Source organism: Photobacterium sp. J15 (assembly GCF_963870815.1).
Classification (GTDB): Bacteria; Pseudomonadota; Gammaproteobacteria; order Enterobacterales; family Vibrionaceae; genus Photobacterium; species Photobacterium marinum.
On sequence record NZ_CAWMUI010000001.1, the window covers coordinates 3,605,392 to 3,618,140 of the forward strand.

The window sequence follows — 12,749 nt, forward strand, 5'->3', positions numbered from 1 at the left end:
TTTTTTGTCGATAAATAGATCAGTATCTAAAGCTCATGCTTTTCACCGTTCAGCTCCGTCGCTAAGATATGCGGGTTTCAAACTGTCCGGTGACAGTCTCATTTCGAAAAGGATCGGTTATTCATGGCAGGCAACAAAAAGAACAATCGCCGCGAAGAAATTTTGCAGGCGCTGGCACAAATGCTGGAATCTGCCCAAGGCAGTCAGCGAATTACAACAGCCAAGCTGGCAGCTCAGGTAGGGGTTTCTGAAGCCGCACTGTATCGCCACTTCCCAAGTAAAGCCCGAATGTTCGAAGGGCTGATTGAGTTTATCGAAGACGCCATCACCACACGAATCAACCGTATCCTGGATGACGAAAAAGACACCCTGAACCGCCTGCGCATGGTTCTACAGCTGATCCTGGGCTTTGCTGAGCGCAACCCGGGCCTGAGCCGCATCATGACCGGCCATGCGTTGATGTTTGAACAGGACCGCCTGCAAGCGCGTATCAACCAGCTGTTTGAGCGTATTGAAACCCAGCTGCGCCAAATCCTGCGCGAGCGTAAACTGCGCGAAGGCAAAGGCTTCCCGGTCGATGAAAACATCTTGGCAGCCCAGCTTCTGGGCCAGGTTGAAGGCAGCCTGAACCGTTTTGTCCGCTCTAACTTCAAATACAAGCCCACTGACAGCTTCGACGAATACTGGCAGCTGCTAAGCGCCCAGCTCGGCTAAGAGCATCAACGATGCTTTCAGAATAAAAAAGCGAGAGGTCAATACCTCTCGCTTTTTGTTTTCGGGTCCGGCGGTTAAATTAAACCCCGTACTCAGCACGATAGGCTTTCACCGCTTCCAGGTGGGTTTCCATGCCATCCTGCTCTTCCAGGTAACTCACCACATCACCCAGCGACACAATCGAAATTACGGCACAACCGAAGTCACGTTCTACTTCCTGAATCGCTGACAGCTCACCCTTACCCTTTTCCTGACGGTCGATGGCAACCAGCACCCCGGCCAAATCCGCACCGTTAGCCTTGATGATTTCCATCGATTCCCGAATCGCAGTACCGGCCGTGATCACATCATCAACCAGCATTACGCGGCCTTCCAGTGCACTGCCGACCAAGTTACCGCCTTCACCGTGGTCTTTGGCTTCCTTACGGTTAAAACAGTACGGCGTATCGACATCATGATGATCCGCAAGAGCAACCGCAGTCGTCGTTGCAATCGGAATACCCTTATAAGCCGGGCCGAACAGCACGTCATATTCAATACCTGCATCCACCAAAGCTTCAGCGTAAAAACGGCCCAGGCGTGCCAGGTCACGACCCGTGTTAAACAAACCCGCATTAAAAAAGTACGGGCTCTTACGGCCAGATTTCAAAGTAAACTCACCAAACTTCAGAACTCCTTTCTCCAGAGCAAATTCGATGAACTGACGCTGATATGCTTTCATGGTTTCTCCTTATATATGCGATTCAAATTACGCGAGTGCTATGACTAAACCTGTTTCCTTTATCCATGGAGGATAAGTTCAGGCCAAAAAAAAGCGGCTCCAATAGGAACCGCTTCAAAATCAATTTTCCAACGCCTGCTTCTGAACGTTGATAATATCGGCAATGCCCTCTTTCGCCAGGGCCAGCATCGCCAGCAATTCTTCATGACTGAAGGCTTCGCCTTCGGCCGTCCCCTGGATCTCAATCATCTTGCCTTCTTCGGTCATCACCACATTCATATCGGTTTCGGCAGCCGAGTCTTCAACATATTCAAGATCGCAAATCGCCTCACCGTTATAGATGCCGACAGAAACCGCAGCCACCATGCCTTTCAGCGGGCTTTTCTTCAACATGCCGTTTTCCAGCATGTAGTTGATGGCATCAACCAGGGCAACCATGGCACCGGTAATTGATGCAGTACGAGTACCACCGTCAGCCTGGATAACATCACAGTCAACCGTGATCATCTGCTCACCCAGCACTTCCAGATCCACAGCGGCGCGTAGGCTGCGTGCGATCAGGCGCTGGATTTCCATAGTACGGCCACCCTGCTTGCCGCTCGCCGCTTCACGGCGGTTACGCGAGTGAGTCGCGCGTGGCAGCATGCCATATTCAGCGGTAACCCAACCCTGTCCTTTACCTTTCAGCCAGCGTGGCACATTTTCTTCAACACTGGCGGTACAGATAACTTTGGTATCACCAAACTCAACAAGCACCGAACCTTCAGCATGAGCTGTAAAGTTACGGGTGATAGTAATAGGACGTACTTGACTGGCGTTTCTTCCGCTTGGACGCATTGATGTTACCTTTAGCTGGCTGATATTAACCGGCGATTATAGCCAGAACCGCCCGCCAATGTACACCACACCATGAAACGCAATCACCGAGGGTCAGATTTCTTTTATAGTCAATGGTGCGTATAATCAGCGCATCGTCGCAGCTACGCCGACAACGTTTTAATAGTGCTTCCTTGCCCGTAGCGGCTAGTAAGCCAGATACGTAGCTGTAATCCTCATCTAGTAAAGGGCCATCAGCCAATGATTCATAGCATGACCGCCTATGCCCGTCGCGAAGTTAAAGGCGACTGGGGCACTGCCGTTTGGGAAATCCGTTCTGTCAATCAACGTTACCTGGAAACCTACCTGCGTTTGCCGGAGCAATTCCGCAGCTTGGAACCAGTACTTCGCGAGCGTTTCCGTAAGCGCCTGGCGCGCGGCAAAGTGGAATGTAACCTGCGTTTTGAAGCTAACGCAGCAACCAGCAACGACCTTCGTATCAACGAAGAGCTGGCAAAGCAGGTTATCAAGGCGGCTCAGTGGGTGAAAGAAACTGCTGGTGAAGGCAGTGTCGGCCCGTTCCAGGTACTGAACTGGCCAGGCGTGATGGAAGCACCGGAGCAGGATCTGGATGCCATCAACAAAGCCCTGCTGGAAGGGTTTGACGAAACCGTTAACGACTTTATCGCTGCTCGCGCCAGCGAAGGCGACAACATGAAGGCCCTGATTGAACAGCGCCTGACCGCCATTGCCGAAGAAGCGACAAAAGTTCGCGCCCATATGCCGGAAATTATGAACTGGCAGCGCGAACGCCTGGCAACCCGCTTTGAAGAAGCAAAAGTAGAACTGGACCCGACCCGCATTGAACAGGAACTGATCCTGCTGGCACAAAAAGTTGATGTCGCCGAAGAGCTGGATCGCCTGGATTCTCACGTAAAAGAGACCCACAAGATCCTGAAAAAAGGTGGCGCCTGTGGCCGCCGTCTGGACTTCATGATGCAGGAATTCAACCGCGAATCGAACACCCTGGCCTCAAAGTCTATCAATACCGACATCACCGCCTCAGCGGTTGAGCTCAAGGTACTGATTGAGCAAATGCGCGAGCAGATTCAGAATATCGAATAACGCTCAGAAGCCCCGGTCATGCCGGGGCTTTCTTTTATTAATGCCCAAAACCTAACACTTACCTCTGACACCGCAGCGAAACCTCGTCATACAAATGTCATCAAACAGCCAGATACTGGCAATAAAGAAACTGACCAAGTTGAATTTTTCATCAGTCAGCTGATTCATTTTTCACGCAGTTCATGATACCCTGCGCGCCCTTCTACCACTTGGTGAGCAACACAATGAGCAAAGGCACCCTGTATATCGTTTCTGCGCCAAGCGGCGCCGGTAAATCGAGCTTGATTTCAGCACTGCTGGAAAATAACCCAACATATGCAATGAAAGTTTCGGTATCACATACCACCCGTGACATGCGTCCTGGGGAAGTAAACGGTGTGCACTACAACTTTGTCGCTGTGGAAGAGTTCAAAGCGCTGATCGATGAAGGTGCATTTCTGGAGTATGCTGAAGTATTCGGTAACTACTACGGCACTTCTCGTCCATGGATTGAAGAGAACCTGAATAAGGGTATCGATGTATTCCTGGATATCGACTGGCAGGGTGCGCGACAGATCCGCAAGCAAATGCCGGAAGCCCGCAGCATCTTTATTCTGCCACCTTCCCGTCCTGAACTGGAGCGTCGTCTGAACACGCGCGGCCAGGACAGTGAAGAAGTCATTGCCAAGCGTATGTCCGAAGCGCGTTCAGAAATTTCCCATTACAATGAATATGATTATGTCATTGTAAATGATGATTTTGATGTCGCCGTTATGGATATGAAGGCAATTCTTCGCGCCGAGCGCCTGAAAGAGGCCAAACAAGCGGTGAAGCATGCTAATATGCTTGACTGCCTACTGGCAGAAGAATAAACAATTTTGTACAATTTTCCTCTTAATTTTGTTAGTTAACCACTGGAGTCCTCCATGGCACGCGTAACCGTTCAAGACGCTGTTGATAAAATTGGCAACCGTTTCGATCTAATCCAAATTGCTGCTCGCCGCGCACGTCAGATGCAAACAGGCGGTAAGGATCCACTGGTTCCGGAAGAGAACGACAAGTACACAGTGATCGCGCTTCGTGAAATCGAAGAAGGTCTGATCACTAAAGATATCCTGGATGCACGTGAGCGTCAGGAACTTCAAGAGCAAGAAGCAGCTGAACTGGCAGCAGTAAGTGCTATTGCAGGCAACAACCGTTAATTCAGGGAACCGGGCGAATTGTATCTTTTTGATAGCCTGAAAGAAGTTGCAACAGAGTACCTGCCTGAGCCCCATATTGAGGCCCTCAGGCAGGCATACCTCGTTGCGCGAGATGCCCATGAAGGGCAGACCCGCTCCAGCGGGGAACCATATATCATCCACCCGATTGCCGTAGCCCGCATCCTCGCGGAAATGCGCCTCGACTACGAGACGCTGATGGCAGCCCTCCTCCATGACGTTATCGAAGATACCGAGGTCACCAAAGAAGATCTCGAAAGTCGCTTCAGCGCGACGGTAGCCGAACTGGTCGACGGGGTATCGAAGCTGGATAAACTGAAGTTCCGCGACCGCAAAGAAGCGCAAGCCGAGAACTTCCGCAAGATGATCATGGCCATGGCCCATGACATCCGCGTTATTCTGATCAAACTGGCCGACCGTACGCACAACATGCGCACCCTGGGTGCCCTACGTCCGGACAAGCGCCGCCGCATTGCCCGCGAAACCCTGGAGATTTTCTCTCCGCTGGCCCACCGCCTTGGTATCCATAACATCAAAACTGAACTGGAAGAGCTCGGCTTTGAAGCGCTGTATCCCAACCGCTACCGGGTACTAAAGCAAGTAGTGGCAGCCGCCCGCGGCAACCGCAAAGAAATGATTAACAAAATCCACGCTGAAATTGAGGGTCGCCTCAATGATGCGGGGATTGACGGCACTGTGCTGGGTCGCGAGAAGAACCTGTACTCCATCTACAACAAGATGAAGAACAAGGAACAGCGTTTCCACTCGATCATGGACATCTACGCCTTCCGCGTACTGGTCAAAGATCTGGACACCTGTTATCGCGTACTGGGTCAGGTTCACAACCTGTACAAGCCCCGCCCGAGCCGGATGAAAGACTATATCGCCATCCCGAAAGCCAATGGCTACCAGTCACTGCATACATCACTGGTCGGCCCGCACGGAGTACCGGTCGAAGTCCAGATCCGTACCGAAGATATGGACCAAATGGCCGACAAAGGCGTTGCCGCCCACTGGGCTTACAAAGACGGCGAGCGCAACAGCGGCACAACCGCGCAGGTTAAGGCCAAGCGCTGGATGCAGAGCCTACTGGAACTACAGCAAAGTGCCGGCAGCTCGTTCGAATTCATCGAGAACGTTAAATCTGATCTGTTCCCGGATGAGCTCTACGTCTTCACGCCAAAAGGCCGCATTGTTGAACTGCCTGTCGGAGCAACCGCGGTCGACTTTGCCTACGCCGTGCATACCGATGTCGGTAATGCCTGTGTTGGTGCCCGTGTCGATCGCCAGCCATACCCACTGAGCAAGCCACTGAAAAACGGCCAGGCCGTAGAAATTATCAGTGCACCGGGTGCCCGCCCGAATGCCGCATGGCTCAACTATGTAGTGACTTCCCGTGCCCGGACCAAAATCCGCCAGGTGCTGAAAACCATGCGCCGCGAGGAGTCTCTCAACCTGGGCCGCCGCCTGCTCAACCATGCTCTGGGCGAGTTGAATATCGACCAGATCGATCCGGAAAACCTGGAACAGGTACTGGCAGATTTGCGTCTTGAAAGCCTGGATGATCTGCTGGTTGAAATCGGCCTCGGCAAACTGATGAGCGTAGTTATCGCCCGTCGCCTGCTTGGCAATGCCGATGAGCTGACCGAACGCGAAACCGACAGCCGACTGGCTATCCGCGGAGCTGACGGTATCCAGCTGACCTTTGCCAACTGTTGTCACCCAATCCACGGTGATCCAATCATGGCGCATATCAGCCCGGGTAAAGGCCTGGTTATCCACCGTGAAGAATGTGCCAATATCCGTGGCTACCAGCGCGAGCCGGATAAATATATGGCCGTCGAGTGGAGTGAGGACTTCGAGCAGGAATTCCTGACTAACCTTAAGGTCGATATGCTTAACCACCAGGGTGCCCTCGCCGATCTGACCAACACCATTGCCGCGACTGGTTCCAACATCCAGGGGCTGGCAACGGAAGAGAAAGATGGCCGTCTGTACACCATCACGGTGAAGCTGACGACGAAAGGTCGTATCCATCTGGCGAATATCATGCGCCGTATCAGGGTGATGCCGAATGTGGTGCGTGTATCTCGCCGGAAGAACTGACAGCAAGAACGAGGCACAGCCTTGCTCCTGCACTGAACCGAAACGCCCGTCTACGGGCGTTTTCTTTATCAAAGAAAGACAAGCAAGATTATGACTCCTGAACGTTTTGAACGTATTCAGTCGGTTTTGGCCACCCGCCAGCCAGATCTGACGGTGTGCATGGAAGAAGTGCATAAACCTAACAATGTATCAGCCATTATCCGTACCGCTGATGCGGTTGGCGTCCACAAAGTCCATGCCGTCTGGCCGGAAGAAGGCATGCGTGTCCTGAGCAATACATCAGCCGGTGCCCGTAACTGGGTTGAGCTGGAAACCCACGATTCCATGGTTAATGCCGTCAGTACCCTGAAAGCCCAGGGTATGCAGGTGCTGGCAACCAACCTGTCGGATACCGCCATTGATTTCCGTGAAGTGGATTACACCAAACCGACGGCCATTATCCTCGGCGGCGAGAAAAACGGGATCACGCCTGAAGCACTGGCCTTAGCCGATCAGGACATCATTATTCCAATGGTGGGTATGGTACAGTCTCTTAATGTTTCGGTTGCCAGTGCCCTGATCCTCTACGAAGCGCAGCGCCAGCGCCAGCTTGCTGGCATGTACGACAGGGAAAAGACCCAGCTGCCGGACGACGTAGTCCACCGTATTCTGTTCGAGCGCGGCCACCCGGTACTGGCCAAAGTTGCCCGCCGTAAAGGCCTGCCTTACCCGCCGCTGGACGAACAAGGCCAGATTGTCGCTGACGATGAATGGTGGAGCATCATGCAGGCAACCGAGCCGAAGCGAAAAGCCAAATAACAGCGAAAACAGGAACAGCAATGAGCGGACAACTACTTGATACCATAGCCCTGACCGAACTGTCCGGCGTTGGGGCCAAGATGGCAGAAAAGCTTGAAAAAATTGGCCTGCACACGGTCCAGGATCTGCTGTTCCACCTCCCCCTCCGCTATGAAGACCGCACCCGGATCTGGCCGCTGGCCAACGTAATGCCCGGTCAGCACCTGACGGTGCAGGGCGAGATCCTCAGCAGCAATATCAGTTTCGGTAAACGTCGAATGCTGACGGTGAAAATCAGCGACCAAACCGGTACGGCAACGCTGCGTTTTTTCAACTTCAACGCCGCAATGAAAAACAGCCTGAGCGAAGGTAAACAGGTCAAAGCCTACGGTGAGATCAAGCGGGGCAAATTCGGGCTGGAAATCATCCACCCTGAATACCGGGTCTTTTCCGAACCGACAGAACTCAGCGTTGAAGAAACCCTGACCCCGGTCTACCCGACCACCGACGGCCTGCGCCAACTGACCCTGCGTAACCTGACCGATCAGGCAATGGTTCTGCTCGACAAAGCCGCAGTGCGCGAGCTGCTACCGGAAGGTTTGTATGACCGTCAGATGACACTGTCTCAGGCCCTGCACATCATGCACCGCCCGACACCGGACGTTTCGCTCGACCAGCTTGAAGAAGGTAAACATCCGGCCCAGCAACGGCTGATCCTTGAAGAGCTGCTGGCCCAGAACCTGTCGATGCTGGCTGTGCGTAACAAGAGCCAGCAACATGACGCCTGGTCGCTGCCGCCAAGCGATACCCTTAAACAGAAACTACTCGACAGCCTGCCGTTCAGCCCAACCGGAGCCCAACAACGAGTAGTAGCCGATATTGAGCACGATCTGGCTCAGGCGCACCCGATGATGCGCCTAGTGCAAGGGGATGTCGGTTCAGGCAAAACCCTGGTCGCCGCCCTCGCCGCCTTGCGGGCTATCGAGCACGGCTATCAGGTTGCCCTGATGGCTCCGACCGAACTCTTGGCTGAACAGCACGCCATCAACTTTGCCAACTGGCTGAAACCAATGGGAATAGAAGTTGGCTGGTTGGCTGGCAAGCTCAAAGGCAAAGCACGCGACAGTGAACTGGCCCGGATTGAAAGCGGCGAAGCTAAAATGGTCGTCGGCACCCATGCCCTGTTCCAGGAGCAGGTAATGTTTAACAACCTCGCACTGGTGATCATTGATGAACAGCACCGCTTCGGTGTCCACCAGCGGCTGGAACTGCGGGAAAAAGGGGCCAGCAACGGCCATTACCCGCACCAGTTGATCATGACGGCTACGCCAATCCCGCGAACCCTGGCGATGACCGCCTATGCCGACTTGGAGACGTCCGTCATCGACGAGTTGCCGCCGGGCCGGACACCGATCCAGACCGTCGCCCTGCCGGACTCGCGCCGGGCTGAGATTATCCAGCGGATCCGCTCTGCCTGCCTTAACGAAGGCCGTCAGGCCTACTGGGTCTGCACCCTGATTGATGAATCCGAAGTACTGGAGGCCCAAGCCGCCTCCGATACGGCCGATGAGCTGACAGCCCAGTTGCCGGAGTTGAAAATCGGGCTGGTACACGGACGGATGAAACCGGCAGAAAAACAGGAAGTGATGCAGCGCTTTAAAGAAGGTGAACTTCACCTCCTGGTTGCCACCACTGTGATTGAAGTCGGGGTCGACGTGCCTAACGCCAGCCTGATGGTCATTGAAAACCCGGAGCGCCTGGGTCTGGCTCAGCTCCACCAGTTGCGCGGTCGCGTCGGTCGGGGCAATGTCGCCAGCCATTGTGTCCTGCTCTATCATGCCCCGTTGTCCAAAACAGCCCAGAAACGCCTGGGCGTACTGCGCGAAAGCAGCGACGGCTTCGTGATTGCCCAGCGGGATCTGGAAATCCGCGGCCCCGGTGAACTGCTCGGCACCAAGCAAACCGGTATCGCGGAATTCAAGATTGCCGATCTGGTCCGCGACCAGCATCTGATCCCCCAGGTCCAGAAACTGGCGCGCTATCTTCACGACAATTACCCGGATAACACCAAAGCGATTATCGATCGCTGGCTGGGTCAGCGAGAAAATTACTCCAACGCCTAATGTCAGCTTAATTGCGGCCAGAAACTGTAAAAAAACAGGCTTTCTGGCCTGCTTTTCCATTGATATATTCGATTTGATTCGCCACTGTGATCCCGGCATCCAAGTCAACATCTGCAACTACACACTTTACTTAACTTTTCCGACCTTAACCCCGGCTTCTCCTGCTAACAGAAAATAATTTAAACAAAATCACGCAAACGTTTGCTATTTGCAGAAAGATAATTACAATAGCGCACAAATTTCATCCACCCCCTCTCTCCCGGTGACGGTCTGGATCTGATTAACAGCAATCACAGAGTTATCCATCCGCCACGGACTGCTACCCATTCAGCGTAATAGTCGGGACCACAGAGAGACACCAAGGAAATACATGGCCATGACTCGCCAACACAGTGATATCGAAACACCTGTAAAGTCCGATCTGATTTACCGTCTTGAGGACCGTCCGCCCCTGCCGCAAACCTTGTTCGCCGCGGTCCAGCACCTGCTGGCCATGTTTGTTGCCGTCGTCACCCCGTCGCTGATCATCTGCCAGACCCTCGGCATTCCGGCAGGCGATACCAATACGATCGTCAGCATGTCACTGTTTGCTTCAGGCATTGCCTCTTTCATCCAAATCCGCACTTTCGGCCCGGTTGGCTCCGGCCTGCTCTCGATTCAGGGCACCAGCTTTAATTTCCTTGGTCCAATCATCGGTGCCGGGCTGGCACTGAAAGCCGGTGGCGCAGACGTGCCGACCATGATGGCGGCAATTTTCGGCACAATTCTGGTTGCCTCTCTGACAGAAGTACTTATCTCCCGCGTCCTGCAACACGCCCAGCGCGTGATCACCCCACTGGTGTCCGGCATTGTGGTTACCCTGATCGGCCTGACCCTGATCCAGATCGGTCTGACTTCCATGGGCGGCGGCTATGCCGCGATTGAAAACGGTACCTTCGGCAGCTTGGATAACCTGATGCTAGCCGGTACGGTTCTAGGCCTGATTGTGCTGTTGAACCGGGTGAAAAACCCGTACCTGCGCGTCTCATCCATTGTGATAGCCATGGCTGCCGGCACCCTGCTTGCCTGGATGAGCGGCATGGTAGACAACTCCCGTATGAGCAACGCTGAACTGATTGCGATCCCACAGCCAATGCAGTACGGACTGGGCTTTGAGTGGTCACTACTGATCCCATTGGTTATTGTCTTTGCGATCACATCACTGGAAGCTATCGGTGATATCACTGCGACATCAGAAACCTCTGAGCAGCCGGTTGCCGGCCCGGTTTATATGAAACGCATCAAAGGCGGCGTGTTGGCAGACGGTATCAACTCGGCAGTGGCCGCAGTGCTCAACAGCTTTCCGAACTCCACCTTCAGCCAGAACAACGGCATCATCCAGCTGACTGGAGTTGCCAGCCGCTACATCGGCTACTTCGTAGCGGGTATGCTGGTTCTGCTTGGCCTGTTCCCTGGGGTTGCTAACCTTGTTCAGCTGATCCCAGAACCGGTGCTGGGCGGTGCGACCATTGTAATGTTCGGCACCATTGCCGCTTCCGGCGTACGGATCATCTCCCGTTGCGAGCTGGACCGCCGCGCCATCCTGATCATGGCTCTGTCTTTCTCTATGGGTTTGGGTATCGCCCAGAAGCCGGAGATTCTTCAGTTCATGCCGGAATGGATTAAGAGCATCTTGTCATCTGGAATGGCGGCAGGCGGTATCACGGCGATTATCCTGAATCTGGTTTTGCCGGAAGAGAAAAAATAACAGCAAGAAATAAAGCCGATAAAAAAGCGAGAGCCACACAGGCTCTCGCTTTCTTTTTATGTAGACGAATTCTAGATGATTAAAGCTTCTTAGCGGCATTCAGCGGCAGGTTAACCTGTACCTTCAAACCACCATCACTGCGGTTGGTAACGGAAATCGACCCTTCATGCTGATCAATAATCCGCTTTACGATTGCCAGGCCAAGACCGGTCCCTTCCGATTCACAACCACGGGCAGTATCTCCCCTAGTCAGCGGCTGGAACATCTTCGCTACCTGTTCCGGTTCAATCCCCGGGCCGTCATCTTCAACACAGAACCAGGCCGTCTTGCGATCGGCGGTTACACCGCTGGCAATCCTCACCCAGCCGTTACCATAACGCAGGGCATTGGTTACCAGGTTGGCTACCGAACGCTTGATCGCAACCCCGTTAACGTGCACCACGCCGGGAATATCATCCAGCGCCAGCTCAATCTCATGTTCATAACCGCCTTCGGTTTCCGCCACTTCCTGCAGCAGTGAATTGAGCTCAAGCGCTTCTTCTTCCTGCTTTTTGGTCGATTTGAGGTAATCCATAAACTGGCTGATGATCTCGTTACACTCTTCGGTGTCCTTAATCATGCTCTCAGCCAGATAACTGTCTTCCGGCGACATCATCTCAGTTGCCAGCCGGATCCGAGTCAGCGGTGTGCGCAAGTCATGGCTAACCCCAGCCAGCAGCAATGCCCTGTCTTCTTCCAGCTGCTTGATGCCCTCCGACATGCGGTTGAACGATTTGGTTACCGCACGAATTTCCGATGCGCCGCGCTCAGGCAAATGCGGTGGCGTCTCTCCCCGTGCAACTTGCAAAGCGGCTTTCTCCAGTGCCACCAGCGGGCGGTTCTGGATCCGGATAAACAGCCAGCCACCGGCAATCACCATCAGAGCTATCACCAGGCTGTACTGGAACAGCGGCGCAAAATCCTCTTCCTGCAATTCAGACAACGGGATCCGCATCAGAAAGCCCGGCATCGCCGTGCAGCGCATCCACAACACATAGCTGTCCGCCCCCAGCACCAGCCGCACTTCCGTCGGCGCTTCCAGAGCCCGGGTCATCTCTTCGCTTAGGTATTCAATCTCAGTGGCCTGCAGGAACTCCTGGTTATCCGGGCTGCCATCCGGATGCAGGGTAACCCCCAACTGCTCCAGCAACCGGCGCCGGACCGGGGTATCAAGGTGGAAAGTCTCACCGTCAGCCAGCTCAACATCTTCTTTGAGCATCAGCCGCACTTCATAAGCCAGAATCCGGTTGAACTGTTGCAAGCTGGGCAGCAAGGCATAGTTCAGGACGGCCAGATAAGAAAAAATCTGGCTGGCTATCAGCAAGCCAGCCAGCAGGATCAGGGTACGGGTAAACGTACTGCGCGGGAACATCCGCATTATG

11 protein-coding genes are annotated in these 12,749 nt (G+C 53.8%); 8 read left to right on the forward strand and 3 right to left on the reverse strand.

The features are described 5' to 3' along the window. The first annotated feature begins 123 nt into the window (after nucleotides 1-123). Nucleotides 124-714: a nucleoid occlusion factor SlmA gene (gene slmA, locus AACQ93_RS16210; RefSeq protein WP_007469447.1), complete on the forward strand. Its 591-nt coding sequence runs from the start codon at nucleotides 124-126 to the stop codon at nucleotides 712-714. A gap of 79 nt (nucleotides 715-793) precedes the next feature. Here slmA and pyrE read toward each other — a convergent pair whose 3' ends face one another. Further along, a complete protein-coding gene (gene pyrE / locus AACQ93_RS16215; protein ID WP_007469449.1) occupies nucleotides 794-1,435 on the reverse strand; it encodes an orotate phosphoribosyltransferase in 642 nt (213 codons plus the stop codon). A 120-nt stretch (nucleotides 1,436-1,555) separates the two neighbouring features. After that, complete coding sequence (rph, locus tag AACQ93_RS16220; RefSeq protein WP_007469451.1) at nucleotides 1,556-2,272, reverse strand: ribonuclease PH; 717 nt, start codon at nucleotides 2,270-2,272, stop codon at nucleotides 1,556-1,558. Nucleotides 2,273-2,512: 240 nt separating this feature from the next. Here rph and AACQ93_RS16225 point away from each other — a divergent pair, with 240 nt between their 5' ends. The 7 genes from AACQ93_RS16225 to AACQ93_RS16255 all read left to right on the forward strand — a co-directional run bounded on the left by AACQ93_RS16225 (nucleotide 2,513) and on the right by AACQ93_RS16255 (nucleotide 11,328). Continuing rightward, a complete protein-coding gene (locus tag AACQ93_RS16225; protein ID WP_064606252.1) occupies nucleotides 2,513-3,376 on the forward strand; it encodes a YicC/YloC family endoribonuclease in 864 nt (287 codons plus the stop codon). 224 nt (nucleotides 3,377-3,600) lie between these two features. After that, nucleotides 3,601-4,227: a guanylate kinase gene (gene gmk / locus AACQ93_RS16230; RefSeq protein WP_064606254.1), complete on the forward strand. Its 627-nt coding sequence runs from the start codon at nucleotides 3,601-3,603 to the stop codon at nucleotides 4,225-4,227. 54 nt (nucleotides 4,228-4,281) lie between these two features. Further along, nucleotides 4,282-4,557 (forward strand): DNA-directed RNA polymerase subunit omega, encoded by a 276-nt coding sequence (rpoZ, locus tag AACQ93_RS16235; RefSeq protein WP_007469460.1) that lies wholly within the window; start codon nucleotides 4,282-4,284, stop codon nucleotides 4,555-4,557. Nucleotides 4,558-4,575: 18 nt separating this feature from the next. Beyond that, the gene (gene spoT, locus AACQ93_RS16240) at nucleotides 4,576-6,681 is read left to right on the forward strand and encodes a bifunctional GTP diphosphokinase/guanosine-3',5'-bis pyrophosphate 3'-pyrophosphohydrolase (RefSeq protein WP_007469462.1); all 2,106 of its coding nucleotides are present in this window, start codon (nucleotides 4,576-4,578) and stop codon (nucleotides 6,679-6,681) included. Between the two features lie 90 nt (nucleotides 6,682-6,771). Further along, nucleotides 6,772-7,479, forward strand: coding sequence for a tRNA (guanosine(18)-2'-O)-methyltransferase TrmH (gene trmH / locus AACQ93_RS16245; protein WP_064606256.1), 708 nt, complete (start codon nucleotides 6,772-6,774; stop codon nucleotides 7,477-7,479). A gap of 20 nt (nucleotides 7,480-7,499) precedes the next feature. Further along, nucleotides 7,500-9,581: an ATP-dependent DNA helicase RecG gene (gene recG / locus AACQ93_RS16250; RefSeq protein ID WP_064606259.1), complete on the forward strand. Its 2,082-nt coding sequence runs from the start codon at nucleotides 7,500-7,502 to the stop codon at nucleotides 9,579-9,581. A gap of 376 nt (nucleotides 9,582-9,957) precedes the next feature. Continuing rightward, nucleotides 9,958-11,328 carry a uracil-xanthine permease family protein gene (locus AACQ93_RS16255; protein WP_064606771.1) on the forward strand — a complete coding sequence of 457 codons (1,371 nt, stop codon included), beginning with the start codon at nucleotides 9,958-9,960 and terminating at the stop codon, nucleotides 11,326-11,328. 79 nt (nucleotides 11,329-11,407) lie between these two features. Here AACQ93_RS16255 and envZ read toward each other — a convergent pair whose 3' ends face one another. Beyond that, nucleotides 11,408-12,745, reverse strand: coding sequence for a two-component system sensor histidine kinase EnvZ (gene envZ / locus AACQ93_RS16260; RefSeq protein WP_064606262.1), 1,338 nt, complete (start codon nucleotides 12,743-12,745; stop codon nucleotides 11,408-11,410). Between the last annotated feature and the right edge of the window lie 4 nt (nucleotides 12,746-12,749).